Source organism: Methanobrevibacter sp. UBA417 (genome assembly GCF_002508845.1).
GTDB classification, from domain to species: Archaea; Methanobacteriota; Methanobacteria; order Methanobacteriales; family Methanobacteriaceae; genus Methanobrevibacter_A; species Methanobrevibacter_A acididurans.
Genome location: NZ_DAZC01000010.1, coordinates 1 through 26779, shown reverse-complemented (window position 1 = coordinate 26779; position 26779 = coordinate 1). Strand labels below are relative to the sequence as shown.

23 protein-coding genes are annotated in these 26779 nt (G+C 26.6%); 8 read left to right on the top strand and 15 right to left on the bottom strand.

Annotated features, from left to right (window positions below):
• The first annotated feature begins 9 nt into the window (after positions 1-9).
• From BP769_RS01365 to lysS, 4 genes are all read left to right on the top strand, one after another.
• Positions 10-891: a LysR family transcriptional regulator gene (locus tag BP769_RS01365; protein ID WP_413861844.1), complete on the top strand. Its 882-nt coding sequence runs from the start codon at positions 10-12 to the stop codon at positions 889-891.
• Positions 892-1038: 147 nt separating this feature from the next.
• The gene (locus BP769_RS01360) at positions 1039-1950 is read left to right on the top strand and encodes a carbohydrate kinase family protein (protein ID WP_413824590.1); all 912 of its coding nucleotides are present in this window, start codon (positions 1039-1041) and stop codon (positions 1948-1950) included.
• A gap of 170 nt (positions 1951-2120) precedes the next feature.
• Entirely contained in the window at positions 2121-3449 is a 1329-nt protein-coding gene (thiC, locus tag BP769_RS01355) for a phosphomethylpyrimidine synthase (RefSeq protein ID WP_413824593.1), read from the top strand.
• 277 nt (positions 3450-3726) lie between these two features.
• Complete coding sequence (lysS, locus tag BP769_RS01350; RefSeq protein WP_413824596.1) at positions 3727-5310, top strand: lysine--tRNA ligase; 1584 nt, start codon at positions 3727-3729, stop codon at positions 5308-5310.
• Between the two features lie 36 nt (positions 5311-5346).
• On the opposite strand, the gene BP769_RS01345 is transcribed toward lysS, so the two are convergent.
• The 6 genes from BP769_RS01345 to BP769_RS01320 all read right to left on the bottom strand — a co-directional run bounded on the left by BP769_RS01345 (position 5347) and on the right by BP769_RS01320 (position 14109).
• Positions 5347-5817, bottom strand: coding sequence for a nucleoside deaminase (locus BP769_RS01345; protein WP_409198150.1), 471 nt, complete (start codon positions 5815-5817; stop codon positions 5347-5349).
• A gap of 58 nt (positions 5818-5875) precedes the next feature.
• Entirely contained in the window at positions 5876-6712 is an 837-nt protein-coding gene (locus BP769_RS01340) for a hypothetical protein (RefSeq protein WP_413824598.1), read from the bottom strand.
• 187 nt (positions 6713-6899) lie between these two features.
• A complete protein-coding gene (nrdD, locus tag BP769_RS01335) occupies positions 6900-9215 on the bottom strand; it encodes an anaerobic ribonucleoside-triphosphate reductase (protein WP_409198152.1) in 2316 nt (771 codons plus the stop codon).
• A gap of 463 nt (positions 9216-9678) precedes the next feature.
• Positions 9679-12975, bottom strand: coding sequence for a DNA polymerase II large subunit (gene polC / locus BP769_RS01330; RefSeq protein WP_413824600.1), 3297 nt, complete (start codon positions 12973-12975; stop codon positions 9679-9681).
• 226 nt (positions 12976-13201) lie between these two features.
• Entirely contained in the window at positions 13202-13363 is a 162-nt protein-coding gene (locus BP769_RS01325; protein ID WP_409198154.1) for a preprotein translocase subunit Sec61beta, read from the bottom strand.
• A 137-nt stretch (positions 13364-13500) separates the two neighbouring features.
• Entirely contained in the window at positions 13501-14109 is a 609-nt protein-coding gene (locus BP769_RS01320; protein WP_409198155.1) for a sensor histidine kinase, read from the bottom strand.
• 380 nt (positions 14110-14489) lie between these two features.
• On the opposite strand from BP769_RS01320, the gene BP769_RS01315 reads away from it, so the two are divergent.
• Together BP769_RS01315 and BP769_RS01310 are read left to right on the top strand one after the other, a co-directional pair.
• The gene (locus BP769_RS01315) at positions 14490-15338 is read left to right on the top strand and encodes a response regulator (RefSeq protein WP_409198156.1); all 849 of its coding nucleotides are present in this window, start codon (positions 14490-14492) and stop codon (positions 15336-15338) included.
• A gap of 83 nt (positions 15339-15421) precedes the next feature.
• Positions 15422-15586 carry a hypothetical protein gene (locus tag BP769_RS01310; protein ID WP_409198157.1) on the top strand — a complete coding sequence of 55 codons (165 nt, stop codon included), beginning with the start codon at positions 15422-15424 and terminating at the stop codon, positions 15584-15586.
• Positions 15587-15622: 36 nt separating this feature from the next.
• Here BP769_RS01310 and BP769_RS01305 read toward each other — a convergent pair whose 3' ends face one another.
• The 8 genes from BP769_RS01305 to trpE all read right to left on the bottom strand — a co-directional run bounded on the left by BP769_RS01305 (position 15623) and on the right by trpE (position 24467).
• Positions 15623-17404 carry a PAS domain-containing protein gene (locus BP769_RS01305; protein WP_413824603.1) on the bottom strand — a complete coding sequence of 594 codons (1782 nt, stop codon included), beginning with the start codon at positions 17402-17404 and terminating at the stop codon, positions 15623-15625.
• Positions 17405-17835: 431 nt separating this feature from the next.
• A complete protein-coding gene (gene trpA / locus BP769_RS01300) occupies positions 17836-18621 on the bottom strand; it encodes a tryptophan synthase subunit alpha (protein WP_413824605.1) in 786 nt (261 codons plus the stop codon).
• Positions 18614-19795: a tryptophan synthase subunit beta gene (gene trpB / locus BP769_RS01295; RefSeq protein WP_413824608.1), complete on the bottom strand. Its 1182-nt coding sequence runs from the start codon at positions 19793-19795 to the stop codon at positions 18614-18616. The genes trpA and trpB overlap by 8 nt, the downstream gene beginning before the upstream one ends.
• Before the next feature lie 30 nt (positions 19796-19825).
• Complete coding sequence (locus BP769_RS01290; RefSeq protein WP_413824611.1) at positions 19826-20452, bottom strand: phosphoribosylanthranilate isomerase; 627 nt, start codon at positions 20450-20452, stop codon at positions 19826-19828.
• A gap of 22 nt (positions 20453-20474) precedes the next feature.
• Positions 20475-21257, bottom strand: coding sequence for an indole-3-glycerol phosphate synthase TrpC (gene trpC / locus BP769_RS01285; protein ID WP_413824613.1), 783 nt, complete (start codon positions 21255-21257; stop codon positions 20475-20477).
• A gap of 51 nt (positions 21258-21308) precedes the next feature.
• Complete coding sequence (trpD, locus tag BP769_RS01280; protein WP_413824616.1) at positions 21309-22325, bottom strand: anthranilate phosphoribosyltransferase; 1017 nt, start codon at positions 22323-22325, stop codon at positions 21309-21311.
• 22 nt (positions 22326-22347) lie between these two features.
• Positions 22348-22962, bottom strand: a complete 615-nt coding sequence (locus BP769_RS01275; protein WP_413828534.1) for an anthranilate synthase component II — start codon at positions 22960-22962, stop codon at positions 22348-22350.
• A complete protein-coding gene (gene trpE / locus BP769_RS01270; RefSeq protein ID WP_413824622.1) occupies positions 22959-24467 on the bottom strand; it encodes an anthranilate synthase component I in 1509 nt (502 codons plus the stop codon). The genes BP769_RS01275 and trpE overlap by 4 nt, the downstream gene beginning before the upstream one ends.
• Positions 24468-24675: 208 nt before the next feature.
• On the opposite strand from trpE, the gene BP769_RS01265 reads away from it, so the two are divergent.
• Positions 24676-25284 carry a site-2 protease family protein gene (locus tag BP769_RS01265; protein WP_409198166.1) on the top strand — a complete coding sequence of 203 codons (609 nt, stop codon included), beginning with the start codon at positions 24676-24678 and terminating at the stop codon, positions 25282-25284.
• A gap of 3 nt (positions 25285-25287) precedes the next feature.
• On the opposite strand, the gene BP769_RS01260 is transcribed toward BP769_RS01265, so the two are convergent.
• Positions 25288-26007: a hypothetical protein gene (locus tag BP769_RS01260; RefSeq protein WP_409198167.1), complete on the bottom strand. Its 720-nt coding sequence runs from the start codon at positions 26005-26007 to the stop codon at positions 25288-25290.
• 259 nt (positions 26008-26266) lie between these two features.
• Here BP769_RS01260 and BP769_RS01255 point away from each other — a divergent pair, with 259 nt between their 5' ends.
• Entirely contained in the window at positions 26267-26650 is a 384-nt protein-coding gene (locus BP769_RS01255) for a hypothetical protein (protein ID WP_409198168.1), read from the top strand.
• Positions 26651-26779: the final 129 nt, after the last annotated feature.

Sequence of the window (26779 nt, the reverse complement as noted above, 5' to 3'; positions counted from 1 at the left end):
GAAAATAATATAAAACCTAAAATTGAATTAGATATTAATGGGTACATTTATAATTATAAATTATTTGAATCATTAAAATCATTGAAAAAAACCCAATCCATAAGAAAAACATCTCAAAAATTAAATATTTCTCATTCAGCATTAGATAGAAAAATAAAAAATGCAGAAAATAAATTAGGGTTTAAATTAGTTAAAAATAATTATGGTTCAGGAACTACTTTAACAAAAGAAGGTTTAAATTTAATTAAAATTTATAATCAATATCAAATTAGACTTAACGAATCAAATAAAATAAATATTGCTGGAGGACATATTGTCTCAGGACTTTTAGAATCAATTAGCAATGATATCCCATTCGATATATCAGTATTTAGTAGTGATGATGAAAGTGCATTTGAATTAGGAAAAAGGAATTTAATTGATATTTTAGCTTTAGACGATCCATTAATTGGTTTTCAAAATAACTTAGATTTCACAGCCATAGGTTATGATTATCTCACTTTAGTTTCTAATAATAAATCTTCACCAATTAAAACTATAGAAGATTTGAATGGGAAAAATTTTGTTAGTGTAAAAGGTAGTGCCCAGAGATTAGTATGGGATACTTTAAAACAAAAACATGTGAAATTTAATATTATAAAAGAAGTTAAATCCCAATTTGATGCATTTAAAATAGTTAAAAATAATTCAGATTTATACACTTTTTTAAATGCTAGTTATTTTCACGGAAATGATATTTTAAAAGTAGAAACTAATCATATTATTAGTTTAATAGAAGTTAATGATAATAAAAAAGAAAATAAAGAATTTATAGAATACATGTTGAATAAAGGTCAAAATAAAATATTTGAGCAAGGGTTCAAACCAATAAAACCTTGGAAAATTAACTAATAAAAAAAGATTTTAAAATGAGTATTTGTTAAAATACTTTTCATGTGGTAGGAAAAATTAGAATAATATTAAAGTATAAAATTTAATATGAAATATTGTGAAAATAATTCTAATTAAAATAATTTAAAAATAAAGGTGACTATTTTTATGACAAAAAAAGATTTACTTACAATTGGACATACTGCTTTAGATTGTATAATAACTGTTGATGAATTTCCTAAAGCAAACACATCATCTGCTATTAATTCTATGAAAAATTTAAATGGAGGTGCTGCTGCTAATGTTGCTATGGTTGCAGCCACAATGGGTTTAAAAACTTCTTTAATATCTGCTGTTGGGGGAGAATTTAAAAATTCTAAATATGCTAAAGAAATGATAAATAAAGGAATAGATATTGATTCAATGATTGTAGTTGATAATGAAACTACACCTACAGCTTTTGTTTTTACAAATAATAATAACGATCAAATTAGTTATTTTTATTGGGGAGCGGGTAAGAATTTTAAAAATTCAAAAACACCAGATAAAGCTATTGCAGAATCTAAAGCCGTGCATTTGGCTACTGGAGATCCTGATTTTAATTGGAAATGTGGTAAAAAAGCTAGAACTGAAGAAAAATTGATATCTTTTGATCCCGGTCAAGATTTAGGTATGTATAATCCTGAACGACTTAAAGAGGTTATTGGTGATATTAATATATTATTTGGAAATCATTTTGAAATCGAAAGAATACAAAATAGTTTAAATTTAGATATTAATGGATTGATAGAATTAGGTCCTCAAATAGTTGTTAAAAGTTGTGGAGAAAAAGGTAGTAAAATTTATAGTGAAGATGGTAAAATTGATATTGAAGCTATTTATAAGCCCGCTGTTGACCCAACCGGTGCTGGAGACTCTTATAGAGCAGCATTTTTAAGTAAATTTTTAAATGGATATTCTCTAGAAGAATGTGCCAAATTTGCATCTTCTGTTTCAAGTTTCATTGTAGAAAAAAAAGGTTGTCAAACTAATATTCCTTCTTTAGTAGAAGCCACTAATAGAATGAAAGAATTCTATTAATTTTCTATTTTCTATTTTCTATTTTTTTGATTAATTTTATATATAATAAAGTTAAAGTCTTAAATATAATTCAAATAAGCTTAAATTAAATTAAAATTTAATTGATTCAAGTTTAATTGATTTTAATTAAAATTACAATTAAAAAAAATAGTATAAGATGTGAGCAAAAAATGACCCAATTAACAAGTGCAAAAAAAGGTATAATTACTGACGAAATGAAAACTGTAGCGAAAAAAGAGGGAAAATCTGAAAATTTTATATTAAATTCCGTAAAAAATGGAACAATAGCTATTCCTAAAAACATAAATCACGACATAAAAGCATCAGGAATAGGTAAAGGATTAAAAACTAAAGTAAATGCAACAGTAGGAACTTCAACAGACATAGTAAATTTTGATGAAGAAGAATTAAAAGCCCAAATAGCAATAGATAATGGAGCAGACTGTTTAATGGAATTAAGTATTGGTGGAGACTTAGATGAAATTAGAAGAAGAATACTAAAAATGTCCTCATTACCAGTAGGAAGTGTACCAGTTTACCAAGCAGCAATTGAAAGTATAAGAAATCAAGGATCTGCAATATACATGGATGAAGATTCCATGTTCAAAACAATAGAAAAACAAGCTAAAGATGGAATTGACTTCATGGCTATCCATTGCAGTGTTAATATCGAAACATTAGCAAGATTAAAAAAACAAGGAAGAAAAACAGGTTTAGTAAGTCGTGGAGGAGCATTTATCTCTTCATGGATTGTGGAAAATGAAAGAGAAAATCCTTTATACAAAAATTTTGATTACATACTAGAAATCGCTAAAGAATATGATGTAGTAATGTCCATGGCAAATGCAATGAGAGCAGGATCAATTGCAGATTCAACAGATAGAGCACAAGTACAAGAATTAATAGTACTAGGGGAATTAGTAGATAGAGCAAGAGAAGCTGGAGTTCAAACAATGATAGAAGGACCCGGACACATACCACTAAACGAGATTCCGGCAAATGTTACAATACAAAAGAAACTTTGTAGAGACGCACCATTTTATATGTTAGGACCTTTAGTATGTGATATTGCACCAGGATATGATCACATAGTATCTTCAATAGGAGCTGCAGCTTCTGCAAAAGCTGGTGCTGATTTTATATGTTATGTAACTCCTGCAGAACATTTAGCATTACCCTCCCCTCAAGATGTTAAAGATGGAGTTATTGCAACAAGAATAGGCGCATATGTTGGAGATATGGCTAAAGGAGTCCATAATGGAGAAAAAGACTTAATTATGGCTAATGCACGTAAAAATTTAGATTGGGAAGCACAATATGATGCAGCAATGTGCCCAGAAGATGCACGTGCAAAAAGAGATGAAAGACCTCCTGAAGATTCCGATACTTGTACCATGTGTGGGGATTTCTGTGCGATAAAAATAGTTAATGAATGGTTAGATCGTGCTGAACCGGACTTTTTCGATGATATGCACAATGCAAATTCTGAAAAAAATTAATAATATTAAATGAAGTAAAAAAATCATTTTTACTTCAATAATTTTTTTAAAACAAAAACCAACACTCTTTTTTAAAAAACAAAAACATTAAAAAACTATTTTTCAAAATTCTTAATCTTTTTATAATATGATTTAAAAATATAAATCATAAGAATTATTTGATTCTTATAATTAATATTCTCATTTTAAAAAAAATTTTATTAAAAAATACTAAATTTTATTTATTATTGAAATTAATTAAATTAAAAAAACATACAATTATTATAATGGTGAAACAATGGAACATTGGATAGAACGAATAGTTAATGATTTATATGAAATGGATGTTGGCAAACATACGATAGCTAGTGGAACATCTATATCAGGATCCATACATATAGGAAATTCATGTGATGTATTTATAGCAAATGCAATAGGGAAAAAATTAAGAGAATTAGGATCAGAATCTGAAACAATATGGATAGCAGATGACCATGACCCTCTCAGAAAGGTACCTTATCCCTTACCAGAAAATTACGACAAATATTTAGGAATGCCTTATTCAAACATCCCCTGCCCAGATGGATGTTGTAAAAATTTTGTAGAACATTTTGAAAAACCATTTTTATCAACATTAAACCAATTTGGTATAGAACTTACAACCAAATCCGGATTTCAAATGTATAAAAACGAGGAATACAATGATTACATAAAAATTGCCCTAAATAAAGCAGATGAAATAAGATCAATAATGAACCAATACCGAAGAACACCATTAGCTGAAGATTGGTTACCATATAATCCTATCTGCGAAAAATGTGGAAGAGTAAACACAACCACAGCATATGATTTCCAAGGCGATAAAGTATCTTACAAATGTGAATGTGGACATGAAGGAGAAGTAGATTTTAAAACAGGAAATGGTAAGTTAACTTGGAGAGTGGAATGGGCTGCAAGATGGAAAATTTTTGAAATAACATGTGAACCATTTGGAAAAGACCATGCTGCAAGTGGAGGATCATATGATGTTAGTAAAATTATCACCAAAGATATTTTTAACTACGAAGCACCATACCCTGTACCTTATGAATGGATTACATTAGACGGAGAAGCAATGAGTAAATCCCATGGTGTATTCTTTACACCTCAACAATGGTTAAAAATCGGACCCGCAGAAAGTCTAAATTATTTCTTATTTAGAAGTAAACCAATGAAAGCAAAAGATTTCTCACCAAAAATGCATTATTTAGATTTAATGGATCAATTTGACACTGTTGAAAAAGTATATTTCAATGAAGAAGAAGCACCTTCAGAAAAAGAAGGGAAAAAATTCAGAAAAATATATGAAATATCTGAAATAACAAATGATAAAACAATGCCTTTTAGACCACCATATAGATTCTTAGTTAATGCATATCAAATAGCTGGAAATGATTTGAAAACAATATATGGAATATTAAAAAGAAATTCACAATTAAGTCCATATTATCAGGAAAAAGAATTTGAAGATTTAACTGAATTAGAATTAGCACAATATCAAGAAAGAGTTAATAATGTTAAAAATTGGTTAGAACTTTATGCTCCAAAATTTGTCAAATTCGAAGTACAAAGAAAAAATATTCCAAACTTACCTCTTCAAGATGCACAAATATCATTTTTAAAAGATTTAGCAGATATTATGGAAGAAAAAGAATTTACACAGTCTAAAGATTTACACGACGAAATGTATGAGATTTTAGAAAAGTATGAATTGAAACCACAAAAAGGTTTTCAAGCTATATATAAAATGATACTAGGTAAAAAACAAGGCCCACGTGCTGCTTCATTCCTTTTAACATTAGACAAAGATTTTGTTATTAAACGATTACGTCAAGAAGCATAAATATTAAAATCTTTTTCTTTTATATTTTTTAAAATATTAAAAAATATTTGTAGAATTACCTACTTTTTCTAGTTCACTATCCCATTGCAATTGATTATTTTTAATATAATTTAAAAGTAAATCCCGACATTCTAAAATATTTAAAACATCCACTTTAACACCATTTTCTCTTAATAAATCTTCTGCACCCATTAAAGATTTATTTTCACCAATTACAACTCTTGAAATATTATATAATAATATTGCACCAGAACACATTGGACAAGGTGAAAGAGTAGTGAATAATGTTATTTCTTTATAATCTTCACCAGATAATCTACCTGCATTTTCTATTGCATCCATTTCAGCATGAAGTATAACAGAACCATTTTGAATTAATTTATTATGTCCTTTAGATATAATTTTATTATTTTTAACTAAAACAGCACCAATAGGAATCCCTCCTTCCATTAAAGAAATTTTAGCCTCGTTAATAGCTATTTTCATAAAAGAAGAATCATTACACATAAAAAGCACAGCTTTAAAAAAAAGTATTAAAGAATAAAAAATAAAAAAAATTCTTTAATTAATCAATCTTTGTAGATTTATTTTTTATTCTATCAAATAATCCTCTTTCGGATTGAGATTTAATAACTTTATTAAGTTTCTTATTTTGTTCTTCAAGTTTATTGATAGTTTTAGTTTTACTAGATAAATCTGTATGAAGTTTATCATTACTTTTAGTACGATTAGATATATTTTCTTTGAGTTTTATAACTTCATCTTCAAGTTTAGCAATTTCCCCTTTCATATTATCCTTTTTATTAGATTGAGACTCTTTAATATTATTTAATTCACGATTAGAATTAGATAGTTCAGTTTTGAGTTTAGGTATAGTGTCCTGATTAAGTTTAGATAATTCTTTATTGATATTTTTTAACTCTGATGATTTTTTATTTAATTCATTTGTTTTATCTTTAAGATTTTTTTGAGTATTTTTTAACTCTTCTGCCAATTCATTATAAGATTCATCAGATTTTTTAGAATCTTTTTGAGATTTATTAGATTCTTTAGAATTTTCAACTTCAGCTAAACCTTTTTCTTCAATCTCTAAAATTTGAGATTCTAATTCATCGAATCTAACTTTAGCCAATTGAAGATCAGCACCTTTTTTAGCTACACTATCACTTAAATCAGCATTAATTTCTAATTGATTGAAATATTTCTTTGTACTTTCTTCCAAAGCATCTGTTAGCTCTTTTTTAAGTTTTTTAAGCTCTTTATTTTCTTTCTTAAGTTGAGGTACTACATTATTAGTTAAATGGTCTAATTCTTCTGCTTGATTTTTAATTTTTTGATTTTTATCTTTTATCTGTTTCTTTAAAGTATCAATTTGTTCTTTTTCTTCGGAAATATAAACCACCTTTATATATAAGATAAATGAAGTAAATTTAAATTAAAATAATTTACAAACATAACCTTTAATTATTGTTATAAATTTTATTTTATAATTATTTAAAGTTTATTATAAAAAATTTTAAAAATAAGAAAAAATGAGAAAAATAAAATTAATTAGGATAATAAAAATTTAAAAATGAAAAGAAAAATAATTATTCATTTTCAAATCGACGACGGTCCATAAGTTCTTGTTTCTTACCAGCATTCCATCCACCATTAGATGATTTTGCATGGCCTACTTGTTGAACATAACCAGTAATACGATCATACCATTCAACTTCATCAGTTTCACCACATGTTGGACATTTATTGTTTAAACCTTTCATTAATGTTTTACATTTTAAACAAAAGCTTAAAGCTGAACTGTAAGCCCAGAATCCTATATCACTATTTTTAGCAATCTTTTCAGTTAAACTCATTAAACTGTCAGGATCACTGTAAGACTCACCCATGAAAGCATGGAAAATATGTCCACCAGGAGTGTAACGATGATATTGTTCTTCTGTTTTGATTTTACTTACTAATGAAACATCTGTATCAACAGGTACATGACTACTGTTAGTATAGTAATAAGCACCTTGTGTTCCATTCAATATAGCTTTATCCCCAAACATTTCATGATCTAAAGATGCAAATCTATATGCTGTACTTTCTGCAGGAGTTTGAATAGTACTCCAACGTAAACCTGTTTCTTCTTGTAAATCGTGTGCATGGTCGTTTATATATTTTACAACTTTAACACCAAATTTATTACTATCTTTATCTTCTATACCTGCACCAAATAATGCAAGTAACATTTCATTTAATCCATTAAAACCAAAGGACAATGTTGCATTATTTATGTGATAATAAGTATCATCTTCATAGTCTTGGGTGAGGAAAGGTAATATATTCCAATCATTTAAGGCATGTAACCCTTGTTGACGACGAATCATTAATACTTCTTCAACCATTTTCATTTTGTCATCTAATTGTTCAAATACTTCATCTTCATCTTTAGAAGTATATCCCATTCTTGGAAGATTCATTGTACAATAAGCAAGGTTTCCTGTCCGTAAACAATCAGTTTCCCAGTCCCCAGTCCAGTTATCTTGTAATTGTGTTCGGCAACCCATATAATTAGCCATATTTCCACGGTAATCAGGGAACATATTTACAAAATAACTAGATCCATACTTGGCACTTAATTCATGCACTAATCTTAAATCTTCTTCATAATCTCCTTTATAAGTTTCAGGTCTTAAAGTGTAAATAGTATTTGGGAATAAATGAGGTTTTCCTTCAGCATCTCCTTTAAGTAACATTTCAGTAAATGCTCTTTCTATCATACGAGTTTCTTCTTCAAAATCACCATAGGTCCCTACATTTAATCCATTTGGTCCATATGCAGTTACATCTTTTAAGAAGTCAGGCACTCCAAATTCTAATTGCATACTTGTAAATGGTACTTGTGAACCTCTTGCAGCATATGCCATGTTTAAATTATATATTAACATTTGCACACATTGTTTAACTTCTTCATAAGATCTACCACGAGCAAATGGAGCAACAAATACATTCCATAAACTCATAGCTTGTCCACCACTCATATTTTGTTGAGCTGCAAGCATTACTTCCCCAGTATGGTTCATTAATGTTTCCATATGTGAAGGTGCACTAGCCACACTTGTATGATCTCCAGAACCATCAACTTTTAAACCATATTTAATAAAAGATCTTATATCATGTTGTAAACAATTTAACGGTCTAGATGCAAAGTATTCTAAATCATGGATATGAATATCCCCACTCATATGAGCATCTGCTAATTTAGTAGGTAACATATGTAATAATGCATATTGTTTTAATGCTTCATCTGCAACATATTTATGTATGGTTTCAGGATTATGCATCATATTTGCATTACTTCTATTACCATTTTCAATTAAATTAGTAATATTATAAACTGGAATTCCTAAACGTGTATATTTACTTCTTAAATCTTCTAACCCATATTCAACAAGTTTTGTATTAACAATTTCTCTTATCATAGGAGCAGTTAAATATTCAACATCTAATTTTTTAAGCTCTTTCCATACATCTGAAGCAATTTGAAATGCTGTTTCTTGACTTGCACCTGTTTCTTCTATTAATGTATTTGCTATTCTTGATAAATCAAATGGTTCTATTTTATCTCTTGAAGTTCTAACTTTTAAAGTTACTTTTGCTAAGTATTTATTTGCTGCTTCTGGATCAACTACTTCTAAATCTTCATAAACCATTTTTTTAATTTCTTTAGTTGTTATTCCATCATATAATGACCCTACAACATCTGAAACTATTTTTTCACATTCAAAAAATGGAGCTTCAACCATTACTAAAGATTTTAATAATTTTTCATAAGTAAATTTTTCAACAACACCACTATTTTTTACTACAGTTAATTTAACTTTTGGTGTAACTACACCAGTTTTGAATTTGTTTTCCATTATATAATACCCCACATTGGTAATAAATAAAAAATTTCTATTTTTTTTTTTTTTTCGTGAAAATAATTTATTTTATATAATAAAGTTGTTTATCCTTACTATTATATAAATGTTCGTAACTTTACTAAAGGTTCGTAAATAAACAAAATGAATTAATTATTTTGTGCAAAAATGCATTAATAAATAATTAAATCACAATATTAAAACCAAAAATCACGGAAACTTAACATATTATATTCTGTGAAAATAAGTATATAAAATTAATCAAAGTATTACTTCAAAGAGAATAAATAAGATAAAAAGAGGAGTAATAAATATTAAATTTAAATAAATAATTAATAATCATTAATTTAAGAGAGTATAAATCAATAATAAAGATATAACAACAGAAAAATAGTAATTCTGAATATTAAGGATAGTTAAATAAAATAAAAAAAATTTTAAAAAGTAATACTAAAAAAGATTAACCAAAGAATATATCTAAAGAACTTTGCTTAGATTTATCACTTTCAAATAAAGAATTAATACCAAATTCTTGAATTTCTAATCTTTGAGATAAATAATGAGAAACTGGATATCTATTAACTAAATTTTGGGATATTTCAAGATATTTAGTAACTGAACCTTTAGAAACACTCATAACAAGGTTACCTCCACACTTACATTTACCTGTAAGTGGCATTCTCCTATATTTAGCATTACATTTAGTACATCTAACTTTCTGTCTAGAAAATGCTCGAACATTCCCCATAATATCAGGTAAAAAATGAGAAGAAAGAACACCTTCAACAACACCACGTTGATCAACAGCTCTAACTTTTTCAGCAAGATTAATTTGAGCTTCAACTTTATCAGGCATTGAATTTAACCTTTTATAAAGACAAAGATGAGGTCCAGCATGAATACTAGAAGTATGATGAGAAAACATTAAATTTTCATATTGTTCTGGAGTACCAAGATGCATTCCAACATTATCAACATACTCTAAAAGTTCTGAAGGTTTATATGGCTTTTGAGTTTTTTCAAAAAATTCTAAAGAAAATTTAGACATAATATCTACTTTCTGAGATTCATCATCTATTTCTTCAGGATCAATTCTAGAAGATAAAACTAATGGAGCATCCATACTTCCTCCACGAGTACTTGGAAGATAAGATTTTGAAAAATTAATTAAAGCATCTAACAAAAGAATAACACTGTCTTCATCACTATCACAATTTCTTCTTTTAGCAGAATGGAAATAAGGATGAGCATAACAAGCTAAAGCTTCTGTAAACCCTACAATACGACCTAAAACACCTGCAGATGTATGAGGAGCTAAACCTGCAATTAATTGACCGATTAAATCTTCTTTACAGGTAGCATTATAAAAACGATCCATTCCATAAAATTTTTCTAATAAATCATCTATATAATTGGCCACATTAACTAAATATTCTCCACAATTTGTAGAAACAACAATATCCTGAACTTTTAGTTCAATAATTTGATTTTCATTTTCAATTGGTTGACCATAACAATCGTGTTCATAACCCATATCCAAAAGTTTTTTTACAGTAACCCCAATTTCACTTGGAATAAAATGTGTTAATGGTAAATCTGTAGAATCATGTCTAATAGTAGCTTCTTTAAAAGTATATACATTATTTTTAGCTCGTAAAATACCTTTTTCTAAAGGTTCAGGTAATTTATCCTCAGAAATTAAACCTACAACACCTTTCATTTCATCAACTTGTCTTACTCCAACATTATCTGAAGCTTTTTTTAACATTGCCCCTAAATTAATTGTTCTTGTTTTAGGATTGCCTTTTATAGTTGGTGTTCCACAATTAGGACATAAAGATGAAAATGAAATTGATTGACATTCAGGGCATTTTCTTCTTGCAATATCAACTCTAATATTACCTTTTTTAGCAGCTTCTGCAATTAATCTTCTACTTCCACCATCATGACCTATGGGGAAAAGTGAATGAGGTGCAGGTTTCATTAATCTTTCTTTAGATTTTTCAGGCCGACCCACACGAGTTCCTATATAAGTAGGAGCTTTATTTTTAATTTCAATATTAGAAATATCATTTAAAGCATCAATAGTACTATCTTTAGATTCATCTAGATTATTAGTTAAAGTATGTAATAACGCATAGGCTATTTCCGAATTAATTAGTACTTTAGAATCTTTTAATTCATGAGGTATTCCTAATACTTCTAAAATACGTTTTTGGTAAGAAAGATCTAAGACAAAAACTTCACCTTCAATAAAAGAATCTTTAAAAGAATTTAACCATTTGATTAAAGCATTCAAATCTTTTATTGTAACATCATTATAGTAATAGACATAATTAGGGTGTAAAGGAACATCATATTCTTCTGAAAAATTAAATGCTTCCTTAGCAGATAATTTTTCAGTTTCAAGTTTTTCCAAATCTAAATTTTTATTATCATTAATATATTTCTTGGAATTTCTAATTGTTTCAATCCACCACTCCTCACACCAAGCAGCACCTAACATTGGTTGATTGTTTCTTAAAAATTCTCCAAATGCAACTAGCATATCTCCTAAAAAGAGAATTTCAGAAACATTATTTTTAACTTTCTTAGCTTCCTTAACAGTATCCACTTTAATTACATTACCATTTTTAAGTTTAACAATAGGCCCATCAATAGAATCTACTGGAACAACACAAGTTCCTTTACCTGGAAATTCGATTTTTAGTTGAGTACCTACCGCTAAAAATCCCACTAATTCCATAGTTGCAGGATTAACACCCATAGCAGCTAAACCAGTATTTCGAGACCGCCCATATCTTAATCTAAAAGCCCCTTTTTCAGAAGGATAACCTAATACTGGTCTACCACCAATAATATCTTGGATATATTTAGGTGAGGAATCTTCTTTATTTTCATCCTCTTTTTCATCCTCTTTAGGTTTTTCATGTGTAAACTCCTTTAACCAATCCCAACCAGGTAACCCTAATGTATTTGAATATTTGATAATCTTTTTAGCTTTTTGGACAATTCCTTCAATCATAGCAAGAAGTGCTCCACCCCGAATATTATTTGTTTCTACCCTTTCCATATCTTTATGTGAAACTTCAATCTGATCAGTAGCTTCTCCAGTTACTTCAACTGGTATATTACTTGCAGCAGTTCTTACTTCATCAGAAGTTGGAGAATATTGAAGATTAGTAACTTCTGATTCATATAACTCAACTTCTTCAACATATCTTTCTATTTCATCATTAATAGGTTTATAATTACTTAATCCAGTGGCAAGTTTAATTTTATCCCCTAATAAAACAGCTAATGCAGCAGCAGTACCTCCAGCACTACGAATAGGTCCAGCAAAATAAACAGCTAAATATTTAGTATTATCAAAATTCTTTTTAATAGCAACTTTAGCTATGCCTTCTAATGGAGCTGCAACAACCCCTTCAGTCAATATAGCTAAAGCAGTCCTTAAACCTTGATCAGCAAGTTGTTCTTTCTTTTCAGCTTCTTTTTCCCCAGTTTCATCAACATCTTGAGAAGCTATTTCAGCAGCTATTTGAAATGCAACTTCTTCCCTACTCATATCATTTTCTAATTCTTTGATTCGTTTAGCTATACCTTCTGGACCTACAAGCCCCTCTACTCTTTCTGCTAAATCCTTTGCTAATGGAATTTCAGTTTTAGTTTCAACATCTAAACCTTTAGATCTAGCTTTATTAGCTATTTCATACAAATCTTTTGTTTCTTGCTCTAATCTTTTGAAATAATCCATTATATCACTAAATAACTGTATTAATTAAAATTTTTATATTATCTATTCATTATTTTTTTTAATTTAGATTTTATATACAAATAATATGTGTATAAAAATTCAATATTAAAATTTTTTTATTTAATGTTAATAAAAAAAATATTTAAAAATAAAAAATAATTTAAAAATAGAAGAATACTTTTTTCAAAAAAGTAATAAAAAATATTTATTGTTAAATTTAAATTGTTTAAACTGAGTATCTTAAAACGAAACAGAAAATAGCTAAGATAATTGTTACAACAACGATAACTTCAGGAGAAAGTTTTGGTCCTACACTTTCATCATCAAAATATCTTACTAAACCCGCACCACTCATAGGCATACTCATTTTATCATCTTTCTTTGCCATTCAAACACCTATAATTAGTTAAATTGATTAATTTAAAATTGAATTTAATAATAAAATTTAAAAAATTCATATACTATATTTTAGATAAGTTCTTTATACTATTTAAACTTGAGTTAAAAAAAATAAGAATAAATTCTTCATTGTTCAATAGGGAATTTAATAATATATTTTGTACCATTTTCTTTATCAAGAGTTAAATCAGCATTTATTTGGCCAGCTAAACTATAAATAATAGTCATACCTAAAGAATTACCCGGACCAACATCCTCAGGCATTCCCACACCATCATCACTTATTATTAAAATAGCATCAGATTCATCTTTTTTTAAACTAATATTCAAATTACCCTCCTCATTATTCGGAAAAGCATGTTTTGCAGTATTAGATAAAATTTCATTAATTATTAAGCCTAAAGGAATAGAAACATCTAATTTTACTTCAATATCCTCAGCATCAATATTTGTAGTAATATTAGGTTGAGAACTTAAAGCATTCATATCTCTAACAAAAGAAGTCAAAAAACTATTTAAATTAACATGTGCAATATCTTCTGATTCATAAACCTTTTCATGAGATAAGGCCATGGATCTAATTCTTTCACCAGATTTTTCAATAATTTCTTTTTTTGTAGAAGTATCAAAACGACCCTCTAAATTCAATAAACTTATAAGTACTTGCAAATTATTTTTAACATCATGATGAACATCTCTCAACAGCTTTTGTTCACCCACATATTCTCTAGCCATAATCAATTCCTCCAAAGTCTAAAAAAATTTTAATTTTTAATCAAATTTTTTTCAAATTAAATATTCCTCCAAAAATTTTAAAATGAAACATATCAGAGAAAAATTCATTATTATAGTATAATCTATTAAACTTATTATTTAAATTTTAAATTATTAAAAAATTTATAAAAATAAAAATGAAAATTATAATAAAATTTATATACAATACAGAAAAAATAAATAGATATATAAAAAATTTAAAATTTTAAGATTTCCATATCATATTTTTTTAAAAAGATATAATAATTAAAAAATTATTTAATTCTTTTTAAAAATTAATAAATTAAAATTTTTACACATAAAACTTTTAAATTAAGGAATTATATTAAGGAAGAAAAAAGATGTCCAAAAAGAAAATTCTTATTGTTGAAGACGAACTCATAACCGCAACTGATATAAAATTTCGTCTTGAAGACATGGGTTATGAGATTATAGGAATTGTTTCAGACGGAGAAAAAGCAATCGAAACAGCATTAAACAAAAAACCAAATCTTGTTCTTATGGATGTTGGTCTGAAAGGAGATATGAATGGAATAGAAGCATCCCAAAAAATATTAGAAGATGGAATAAATGTTATTTATTTAACTGGGCATGATGGTCAAAAAATTCTTGAAGAATCAAACTTTACTAATGTTGATGTAATTAAAAAGCCCTTTGATGATAATGAATTTAAAAACGCAATAGAAGAAAGTATTGGGAAATCAGAAGCAGCAAATAAAGAAACAATTCCAAAACAACCCCAAAAGAAACCAATAAAAAAACCAAATCAACAAAAAGAAAACAAAACTGCAGAAGTTTCTAAAGAAAACAAAGATACCATTTTAGTAGTTGAAGATGAAATGATTACTGCATTAGACATTAAATTAAGACTTGAAGATTTTGGTTATAATGTTCCAGGAACTATTGCTTACGGAGAAGAAGCAGTTAAAAAAGCTGATGAAGTTAATCCCGATTTAATTCTTATGGATATAATGTTGAAAGGGGAAATGAATGGTATTGAAGCTACACAAGAAATACAAAAAACAAAAGATATACCAATTATATTTTTAACTGCAAATACCAATAAAGAGATAATTGAAAATGCATTAAAAACTACACCTTCAGGTTATATATCTAAGCCATTCAATGATCGTGAATTAAAGTATATTATCAAAATTGCAATTAAAAAATCTAAAGATTCTAAAAATTAAAACATTTTGGAGATTAAAAAATTAACGATAAAAGTAGTATATATGATTATGATAAAGAAACATTAATCAATTTAGAAGATTCTTTGCAAATATTAAAAAAAGAATATTTAACTCAAATATACTCATTTATAAAATCAGATGACTGTGTTGAAGCAAGCCATCTTTTATTAAATTTACAAGATTTAAATATAGAAATAAAAAAATTTCAAAAAAGATTAGAAGAACTTGATCAAACTGAAAAAAAATAAAAATTCTATTTTCTAAAGAAATATTAAAACTTTAAATTAAACACTTTCTTGTTCTAAAAATATATCAATTAAAGTATTAAATTCTTTTCTTTTGATTTTTAAACTACCTTTCAATTCATTGACTAAATATTTGAGAATTTTAGTTGATAAATCAGATTGAGCATAAATATTTGTAACACTAGTTTCTACAAAAATAGAAATATGTTTCTGTACATTTAAATCTACTCGCATTATAACTTCTTCTTCTTGATAAGTAGAAACTTCTCTTATTATATTATCTATAATTTCATTTATTATTAATGCTAAGATAATCATTGTCTTTCTGGACACAAAAATATTAGCTAAAACTTTAACATTAAAATTCACATTAGTTACATTATAAAATTTTAATTGAACTTTAATAAATGGATTTAATGTATCAATAACATTAATTGAAGATATATTAGGAGATTCATGTATTTTTTCTTGAATTAAATTTAAAGCATTACGTCTATTCTGAGATTTTTCCACAATGAATTTAGGGCTAAAATTTTCAGTATTTAACTTTAAATCTGTTTGATTCAAAATATTATCTAATATTTTTTGAGATTCATAATGCATCTCTTTAATTGCATTTTCTCTTTGGTCTAATTCATTTAATAATTTATATCTACTTTCATTAATTTCAGTCCTATCTTGGATAAAACCATTAATTGATACAATTTTCCCATTATTCTCATACTGAATTTTAGAGTATAAATATAAATATTTTAATTTACCTTCATCATTTTTAATCCTAAACTCTGAAATTGCATCATTTTTTGTCCTAATAGATTTAATCCATGTTTTTTCAAATAAATTTTTATCTTCATCTATAATGTAATCAAATAAATCAGATTTGAGTGATTTATAAGTTGGTAATTTACCCATAATTGTTAAATATTCAGGAGACCAAGTTATTTCCGCATTATTAATTTTTTGTTTAAACACTGCAATATTTCCAATACTTCTAAGAGTTTGAATCTCATTATTATTATTAAATGAAATTTCATTTAATAAATTTTGTTTAGTAACATCAATAGCTGTAAGTAAAACTGCAGGATTATTTTTATAAGACATTGCAGATAAAAAAATTTTAAAACTACATTCAACACCATTAACTTTTGTTTTTAAATCTTGATTATGATAAAAATATTTACCCTCATTTAAATCGTTAAATGCTTTTAATAATTGATTATCGTCAGCTCCAGGAAAATTCATTCCAGGATACAATTTTAAACCCTCTAATTGTTCTACTGATTTTGAAATTAGATTAGCAAATGAATTATTAACATAAACAATTACTTTATCTTGAATAAAACATATAGCTTCAGATGAAGACTTTAAAACACGCGGAGAAATTTGTTTAAAATATTTATTTCCTATAGATGAAGATAAACATACATAAGAGTGAGGAGTTCTTATAATAGTTATTTTAAAATTATGCATTAAAACATCATCTTGAAAAATGAAAATATTGAATTTACACTCTGAATTCTCCTCCATATTCTCCAAAATTTCTTTTAAACCTAAATCTTTAAAAATAGGAAGGGATTCAAAAAAAGGTTGATTGATTTCAAATTTAAATATGTGATTTAAAACTACATGATTAAAAGAATTTGAATATTTGATTTTATAATCATTTGTTCCCAAATCTAATATCAAATTAGCTGAATCTGAATCGGAACTTTCATTAATTCCATTATCAACTCCATTAGAATAATCAAAAAATGTTTGATCATCAATGAAGACTTCTTTCTTTTCTTCAGACCCTATAAATTTTAAAATAAATTTAATCATTTTTCTAAAAACCTAAAAATAATTTATTATAAATAATAATTTTTTTAATCTTAATGTTTTATATAATTTGTTAAAATATTTATTGGCACTGTCAAAAACTTAGTTGATATTTGTTTTCTCGTTTTTATGTACGAAAATTTTGGTTAAAATTTAAATCAATGAAATAATGATTTTTTAATTCTATGAGTTTTTGTAGTACTAATTAATAATAATTCACCTTAACATGTAAAATTAAGCTAATATATTAATTGTACGATACTTAAATTAAAATTTAAACATTATTATATGAAAAAAATATAACTCCTAATATTTTTTAAAAAATAATATCAACTAAGTTTTTGACAGAGCCTATTTATTAAAAACAATAAAAATTAAATAATTAATATTTATAGAATAAAAAATGATTTATATTTCAATATTTTAGAAAAAATTTACTTATTTTGACCTTTTAAAACCGCCTGTTTCATAGATTTAACATATTCCCCGATATAATATCCTGCATTTTCTTTGTGTTCTTCAATGATTTTCACAATTGCACTACCAACAATTACACCATCAGATATCTTTGAAATATTTTCCGCCTGCTCGGGAGTATTAATTCCAAAACCAACTGCAGTTGGAACATTAGAAACATTTTTTATAATAGAAATGATAGAATTTAAATCCGTTTTAATCTCGCTACGCATACCAGTAACACCCAATGATGAAACTACATAAATAAATCCTGATGCTTCTTTTGAAATCATTTCAATACGTTTTTTAGAAGTTGGAGCAATCATTGAAATTATATCAACATTATGAGAATATGCAAAATCAAAAATTTCATTTTTTTCATCAAAAGGTAAATCCGGAACAATAATACCATCAATTCCTAATTCTTCACATCTAGAAAAGAATAAATCATAACCATAATAAAAAACAGGATTAATATAAGTTAAAAATACTAAAGGAATATCACTATAATTTCTAACTTCTTTAACTATTTCAAAAACATTATCAGTATTAATTCCTTTAGATAATGCCCTTACATTAGCATTTTGAATAACTGGTCCTTCAGCAACAGGATCTGAAAAGGGAATACCTATTTCAATTAAATCTACCCCTGAATTTATCATTATCTTAATAAATTCAACTGTTTTTTCAATAGACGGATCTCCTGCAGTTAAAAAACCTATAAAAGCATTTTCATTATCAAATGCATTATGTATTTTACTCATTTAAATTCACCCCTTTATATTTAGCTATAGATGCAACATCTTTATCCCCTCTTCCAGAAAGACAAACAATGATAATATCCTCTTTATTCATTTTTCCTGCTATTTTTTTAACATGTGCAATAGCATGAGCACTTTCAATAGCTGGTATGATTCCTTCCATACGTGATAAATATTCAAATGCATCAACAGCTTCTTCATCTGTTATTGAAACATATTCTGCTCGTTTAATATCATGCAGATATGCATGTTCTGGACCAATACCCGGATAATCTAATCCTGCAGAAATAGAATAAACAGGCGAAATTTGACCATAATTACCTTGACAAAAGTAGGATTTCATACCATGGAATATACCCACTTCACCTTTAGATATAGTAGCCGCATGATAAGGAGTATCAAGCCCTTTACCTGCAGCTTCCACTCCAATTAATTTAACATCATCATTAATGAAATTATAAAAAGATCCCATTGCATTACTTCCCCCACCAACACAAGCTACAACGGCTGTTGGTAATTTACCCTCTTTTTTTAAAATTTGATTTTTAGCTTCTTCACTTATTACACTTTGAAAATCACGAACAATCATTGGAAAAGGATGCGGACCCATTGTTGAACCAATAACATAATGCGTATCAAAAACTCTAGAAATCCAGTCTCTAAATGTTTCATTTACTGCATCTTTTAAAGTCATTGTTCCAGAAGTAACTGTATGAACTTTAGCCCCTAATAACTCCATACGAAAAACATTTAAAGCTTGTCTTTCAGTATCTTTTTTTCCCATGAAAATTTCACATTCCATATTTAAGAGGGCAGCAGCAGTAGCTGTAGCAACACCATGTTGCCCAGCCCCAGTTTCAGCTATTATACGAGTTTTACCCATTTTTTTAGCTAATAATATTTGACCCAAAACATTATTAATTTTATGTGCTCCAGTATGGTTTAAATCTTCACGTTTAAGATAAATTTTTGCCCCACCTAAATCTTCAGTCATTCTTTTAGCATAATACAATAAAGAAGGACGTCCCGCATATTCTTTCAAAAGAAAATTTAATTCCTTTTTAAAATTTGAATCATTTTTATAATAATTATAGTTCTCCTCTAAATTTAATAATTCGTTCATTAATGTTTCAGACATATATTGTCCACCATATTCCCCATATCTTCCATTACTCATTATAAACCTTCCATTGATTTAATATAAAATTTATTTAGATAAATTTCTCACATTATTTATAAATTTTTTAATTTTTTCTTCATCTTTGACTTCATTAGTTTCTGTACCCGAACTGACATCAACAGCAAAAGGATTTATCGTTTTGATTGCATTTATAACATTATCACTATTTAACCCACCTGCAAGAAAAAATGGTTTTTCAATGTTTTCTTGAATTAAAGTCCAGTCAAAAGTTTTACCGGTCCCTTTACCATTATCTAGTAACAAATAGTCCACACAAGAAGATTGCCACTTAAATATTTCTTTATCATCAATAATTTCTAATGCTTTAATAATTTTTAAATCTTTACCCACTTTCTCAAGTGCACTTTTTTTTAATAATTTAATATATTCTTCTGTTTCATTTCCGTGCAATTGAGCTAAATCTATTATACCTAATTTAAATAATTTAATAATTTTATGATAATCTTCATTAACAAAAACCCCTACACATTGTATGTGAGTATCTAAAAAAGAATTTAAATATTGGGCTTTAAGAACAGAAATATTACGATGGCTTTTTTTAAAAAATACAAATCCTATATAATCCGGTTTATATTTATTAACAATATTAATATCTTCAGGTCTTTTAATACCACAAATTTTAATTCTTGTCAAAACATGCCCCCCCCTCTTACAGCTATTTATTACCTTTTAGATAATTTAATGTAAATTTTTTATTTGAACTTGTCATTAAAGTTTCACCTATTAATACAGCATCCACATTATTACTTCTCAATGCAGAAATGTCTTTATCAGTTTTAATACCACTTTCTGAAATAAATATTATTTCTTCAGGTACTAATTGTCTTAAATGGATACTATTTGTAATATCTACTGTAAAATTTTTTAGATTTCTATTGTTTACTCCTATAATTTTTGCACCTGCATTTAAAGCAACTTTAATTTCTTTTTTATTATGTGCTTCAACTAATGAAGATAAACCTAAATTAGTAGCTATATCAATATATTCTTTTAATGTTTCTTCATCCAGAATAGAACATATAAATAAAACTGCAGAAGCACCTAAAATTTTTGCTTCATATATCATATAAGTATCAATGATAAAATCTTTACGAAGAACTGGAATATTAACATTTTCCACAACACTTTCTAAATAATAATCTTCCCCTTTAAAAAAATAAGGTTCTGTTAATACTGAAATAGCTGATGCTCCTGCATTTTCATATTCTTTTGCAATTTTTATAGGATCGAAATCATTACTTATAATTCCTTTAGAAGGAGATGCCTTTTTAATTTCACAAATAAACGAAATATCATCAGATTTTAAAGCCTTTTCAAATGGAAAATCCTTATTACAATTTAATAATTTTGCTTTCTTTTTAATTTCACTTAAAGGTACTTTTTTTTCTTTTTTATTTAACCTTTCCTTAGTTTTATCCACAATATCATTTAAAATCATTAAAAAACACGCCTAAATAAACTACATAATATTCCATGAAAATAATAAACTTTAATTCCTAAATTTATTAGATAAATCTATAAACAATTTTAATTGATTTCTAGCTTTTCCATTATCAATTAATTCTTCTGCAAGGATAACCCCTTCATTTAAAGATGAAACTTTACCTGCAACATACAATCCTGCAGCCGCATTGATTACAACAGCATTCCTTTTAGGGCCTTTTTTTCCATCCAAAATTGATTTAGTAATATCTGCATTAAAATCTGGATTCCCCCCTACTAAATCATTTTTAGAACATTTTTCAAAACCAAACTCTTCAGGTTCAATTACATAATCAATTATATCATCCCCTTTAATTTCACAAACAGTAGTAGGAGAACTAACTGATATTTCATCTAGTTTATCTTGACCATAAACAACCAATGCTTTTTTAACACCTAGATTATGAAGAACTTCAGTCAAAGGTTTTACTAATGATTCATCATAAACTCCCATAACTTGCATAGTTGCACCAGCAGGATTAGCTAAAGGACCTAAAATATTAAAAATTGTAGGAATACCTAGTTCTTTTCTAATAGGGGCCACATATTTCATAGCAATATGATAATTTTGAGCAAATAAAAAACATAAATTTATTTCATTTAATATTTTTGCACTTTCCTCTGGAGAAATATTTATGTTAACGCCTAATGCTTCTAAAACATCAGCGGCTCCAGATTTACTAGAAGATGCCCTATTCCCATGTTTAGCTACAGGAACTCCAGCTGAAGAAATAACTATTGATGCTGTTGTAGATATATTGAAAGAATTAGATCCATCACCACCAGTACCAACAATTTCTAAAACATCTCGATCATTTAATAATTTGATACAATGAGACCTCATTGCTTCTGCAGAAGCTGTAATTTCACTTATAGTTTCACCTTTCATAGAAAGAGCAGTTAAATAAGCACTCATTTGAACATCACTGGCTTTACCTCCCATTATTTCATTCATAGATTCTTTAGCTAAATTATAAGAAATATTTTGATTTTTAGCTAAATTTAAAATAGCTTCTTTTATCATTTTTAATTTCTCTCCTTTTTAATCATAACATTTTTAAGAAATTTGTAATAATATCCAAACCTTCAGGAGTCAAAATTGACTCTGGATGAAACTGTAACCCGTAAATAGGATAATTTTTATGTTTAACTGCCATTATTTCATCATCAATAGTTCTTGCAATGACATCTAATTCTTGAGGTAAAGTATTTTCTATTAAAGCTAAAGAATGGTATCTTGCTGCTTGAATAGAATCATTTAAATCTTTAAATAATGGGTCATTCTTTAATTTTAGTGTTGAGGTTTTACCATGCATTATTTCCTTTGCATAAGATATTTTTCCACCATACGCTTCACATATTGCTTGATGGCCTAAACATACGCCTAATATTGGGATTTTGCCCTGAAATTCTTTTACAAGTGGAATACAAATCCCAGCATTAGACGGTTTCCCTGGACCAGGGGATAAAATTATAATATTTGGATTTAGTTCTTTAATTTGATTAATAGTAAATTGATCATTTCTGATAACTTTAATTTCCTTAATAATATCATCTGAATTTATTTCTAAATCCAAATTATTAATTTTAGATATTGCAATTCCTAAATATTGATATAAATTATATGAAAAACTGTCATAGTTATCTACTAAAAGTATCATTCTATCCCTCCATTAGCAATTTTTAAAGCATTAATAACCGCTGAAGCCTTGTTTAGTGTTTCTTGATACTCATTTTCAGGGTCACTATCTGCAACTACACCTCCACCTGAACGTATGAATACTTTATTATTATGAGTAAATGCAATTCTAATTGCTATACAAGTATCCAGATTTCCAGATAAATCCATATATCCTATAGCTCCACCATATATCCCCCGTTTATTGTTTTCTAGTTCATTAATTATTTCACAAGCCCTTATCTTAGGTGCACCTGAAAGAGTTCCTGCCGGAAGAATAGAATTTATTGCTGATAAAGAATCTAAATCTGGTCTAAGTTTTCCTTCAATAGTTGAACCTAAATGCATAACTCTAGAAAATTTTTCAACTGACAAATATTTATCTACTTTAACTGATCCTATTTCTGAAATTTTGCCTATATCATTTCTTCCTAAATCTACAAGCATATTATGCTCAGCTAATTCTTTTTTATCATTTAATAATTCTTTTTCTAATTTTTTATCTTCCTTTTCTGTTTTACCTCTTGGTCTTGTACCTGCTAATGGAAAAGTATATACTTTATTATCTTTTAACTTGACAAGGGTTTCAGGTGATGCTCCTGCAATTTCTATGTCATCACTTGAAAAATAAAACATGTATGGAGAAGGATTTGTTGTACGTAAAACTCTATATGTATCAAATAAACTTCCTTCAATATCCGCTTCAATTTTATTAGATGGAACAACTTGGAATATTTCACCTTCTTTAATATAATTTTTAGCTTTTTCAACTATATCACAATATTCCTCTTTAGAAAATGAAGGTTGAAATTCTGATTTTAATTTTAAATTTTCAATTTTTGCTGGTTTTCCATCTTTAATAATTTTTACAATTTTTTTTAATTCTTTTTGACCCTTTTCATAATTTTCTAATAAATTATCAGTTTGCATATTAATTATAATAATCATTTTTTGTTTATAATTATCAAAAACTATTACTTTGTCAAACAACATCAAATCAACATCTTTAAAACCATCTTGATTTTCTACATTTAAATTTAATGAAGGTTCACTATATTTAATATAATCATAAGCAAAATATCCAACTAAACCCCCTGTAAACGGTGGCAATTTTGTTAATCTAGGCGTTCTGTTTTCATTTATAATATGTTTAATATATTTTCCAGGATTTGAAGTTTTTGTAGTAAAAACATTTGCCTTATTTAAATCTTTAGATTTATAAGAACTAAAATCACCTTTCATAGTTATTTGTCCATTTTGGCATGTAAATTCTATTAATGGATCAAAGCCTAAAAATGTATATCTTCCCCAATTTTTTGTATCTTCAATACTTTCTAACATGTAACAATGTTTACTTACATTTTTTAATTTTCGCATAACTTCTATTGGTGTTTCAATGTCAGAATATAATTCATAACTTAAAGGTATTCTTTTATAAGATTTGTTTTTTGCTATCTCTTTAATTTCGTTTATATCAGGGTAATACATTATTAAATCCTCTTTTAATTTTTCTTGCTTATAATTATTTTATTATAATTTTAATAATAAATATGGATGTATATAAATATATGCAAATGTACTATTTAAATCTTTATAGTACTATTTTATACATTATAGATTAAAAACTTGCATAATAATTTTAAAGGAAAAATAAATGCAAAAAATATATAACACAAAATAAAGAATTAATAATATTATGAATGTAAAATTTACAAAACATGAAACAATAGATTTAATAATTGCATTTATTGTTATATCTTTAGGATTCTCAATTGTCTATGGAAAAACAAATATTAATTATATCATAGCAATATTACCTATGATAATGATAGGTGTAGGTTCAGGGTTTATATTACATGAAATTGGACATAAAATTAGTGCAATATACTATGGATACTGGGCAGAATTTAAAGCTTGGCCAATAGGGTTAATAATATCATTATTAAGTGCTTTTATTGGATTTTTAATAGCAACCCCCGGTGCAGTAAATATTTATGGACAAATTAATGAAAAAGAAAATGGAATAATATCTTTATCTGGACCAGTAGTAAATATATTACTCGCTTTAATATTTTTAATAATAAACTCCGTATACACAGCAATGAACCCCCAAGCCATAGGAAGTTTCACAAATATAACTTGCACATTCGGATTCATAATAAATGGTTACTTAGCATTCTTTAATTTAATACCATTAGGTATCTTAGATGGAGCAAAAATAATTAAATGGAACCCACTAATTTGGTTTGTAAGCATAGCCATTGCTGCAATAATAGCGTTTGGAGGAATGTTCGGAATATACTAACAATTATTTAGTACATATCAATCTAAGAGAACGTTCACATTCTAAAACAAGCACTTTATTAGAAAAATTATCTTTAGTTTTTAATAAAAAAAGTTTACTTTCACCAATATTAAAAGCAGATAAAACTGTGATTAATTTCCAAACCATTATTTCATCATCTTTATATTTATTAAATAAACCTATGATAATATTAAAATTTTTTAAATTAACTAAACTAGGATTATAAAAAATCATAAATCCAATAGAATCTAATAACTCATGTAATTGTTCAGTAGTACATTTAGTTAAAGAATATATCAAAATACAAAAATTAGCCTTATCCATTTTACCTAAAATTCTAGCAATAATGTCTCTAGGTAAAGGATAACTGACTTTCTTAGAAACTTTTTTCGGCAATTTTTTATATTGATTATTTCCAATTTTAGCCAGAAAATTAACCATATACTCAGCAACAGAGCAATCACCTTTTTCTAAAACTTTAGATATCTCAATTCTAGCATATAATGCAGACTCATTTAACAATGCATCAATTAAAGATTTATAAATTTCTTTATTATTAACATTAAATTTAACACCTAACAAGAAAGAAGCAATAGATCGTTCATTCGGTTTATCAGATTTTAATAAATTTAAAAGACTATTTAAATCTAAATTTAAAAATTTAGAAATTTGAGATTCATCAAACCAACCCCTTTTAATTAAATCATTTTTACTACTTTTCACAATTCCAGCCTCTATAATAATTTTTAAAAAATATTAATTAATAGATTACAAAAATTTAAGAATAATTTAATAAATTATTAAAATAAATTATATAAAAAAGTAATTAAATAAATAATCAAATTAAAAAAATAAGAAGATTTAAATAACCATTCTGAAATTTATATTTTATTAATAAAAAATTTTTGGAATAAACTCAAATTATAATTTTAATAACAACAATATATTAAATTAAATCTTTTAAAAATTCATAAGGAAAAACATGACACAAGAAGTTCTACCTGAAAAAATGTATATAAGTTATTATAGCGCAACAAAAGGAAAAAAAGTATTAAAATTATTAAATAAAACACAACTAATCTTTATTAGCTCAAATAATAAAATAATTGAACCATCAAAAAAGGAATGGGAATCTTTTTGGGAAAAAATAGAACAAATAGGAATTTGGGATTTAGAAGAAAGTTATAATCGCTGCATATTAACTGACGGGTATAAATGGGAAATTAATATATCATTTAATAATAAAATAATTGAATCTACAGGGACAAACTTAGATCCTACACTGTATATAGGTAATAAATTAATATCTGTTTTAGATAAATTTTTAGATGCAATTTATGATTTAACAGAGATACAAATGGATTAAATAAAATGTTTATTAATAAAAAATTTAATAAAAAGTAGGAGTTTATAAAAACCCTTTTTTTATTTTTGTGCACACAATATAAAAAGTATTACCATCCTAGTGCTAAGCTTCCTATTAGTACTATTATTC

Coding starts and splice junctions, on each gene's coding strand:
- trpE (WP_413824622.1), bottom strand. CDS start 24,467: ATGTATTACCCTGATATAAACGAAATTAAAGAGATAGCAAAAAACAAA.
- lysS (WP_413824596.1), top strand. CDS start 3,727: ATGGAACATTGGATAGAACGAATAGTTAATGATTTATATGAAATGGAT.
- BP769_RS01325 (WP_409198154.1), bottom strand. CDS start 13,363: ATGGCAAAGAAAGATGATAAAATGAGTATGCCTATGAGTGGTGCGGGT.
- BP769_RS01320 (WP_409198155.1), bottom strand. CDS start 14,109: ATGGCTAGAGAATATGTGGGTGAACAAAAGCTGTTGAGAGATGTTCAT.
- trpC (WP_413824613.1), bottom strand. CDS start 21,257: ATGATTTTAAATGATATTGTGGATAAAACTAAGGAAAGGTTAAATAAA.
- BP769_RS01265 (WP_409198166.1), top strand. CDS start 24,676: ATGAATGTAAAATTTACAAAACATGAAACAATAGATTTAATAATTGCA.
- BP769_RS01315 (WP_409198156.1), top strand. CDS start 14,490: ATGTCCAAAAAGAAAATTCTTATTGTTGAAGACGAACTCATAACCGCA.
- trpD (WP_413824616.1), bottom strand. CDS start 22,325: ATGATAAAAGAAGCTATTTTAAATTTAGCTAAAAATCAAAATATTTCT.
- thiC (WP_413824593.1), top strand. CDS start 2,121: ATGACCCAATTAACAAGTGCAAAAAAAGGTATAATTACTGACGAAATG.
- BP769_RS01255 (WP_409198168.1), top strand. CDS start 26,267: ATGACACAAGAAGTTCTACCTGAAAAAATGTATATAAGTTATTATAGC.
- BP769_RS01360 (WP_413824590.1), top strand. CDS start 1,039: ATGACAAAAAAAGATTTACTTACAATTGGACATACTGCTTTAGATTGT.
- BP769_RS01275 (WP_413828534.1), bottom strand. CDS start 22,962: ATGATACTTTTAGTAGATAACTATGACAGTTTTTCATATAATTTATAT.
- trpA (WP_413824605.1), bottom strand. CDS start 18,621: ATGAGTAAAATACATAATGCATTTGATAATGAAAATGCTTTTATAGGT.
- nrdD (WP_409198152.1), bottom strand. CDS start 9,215: ATGGAAAACAAATTCAAAACTGGTGTAGTTACACCAAAAGTTAAATTA.
- BP769_RS01305 (WP_413824603.1), bottom strand. CDS start 17,404: ATGATTAAATTTATTTTAAAATTTATAGGGTCTGAAGAAAAGAAAGAA.
- BP769_RS01345 (WP_409198150.1), bottom strand. CDS start 5,817: ATGTGTAATGATTCTTCTTTTATGAAAATAGCTATTAACGAGGCTAAA.
- polC (WP_413824600.1), bottom strand. CDS start 12,975: ATGGATTATTTCAAAAGATTAGAGCAAGAAACAAAAGATTTGTATGAA.
- trpB (WP_413824608.1), bottom strand. CDS start 19,795: ATGAGTAATGGAAGATATGGGGAATATGGTGGACAATATATGTCTGAA.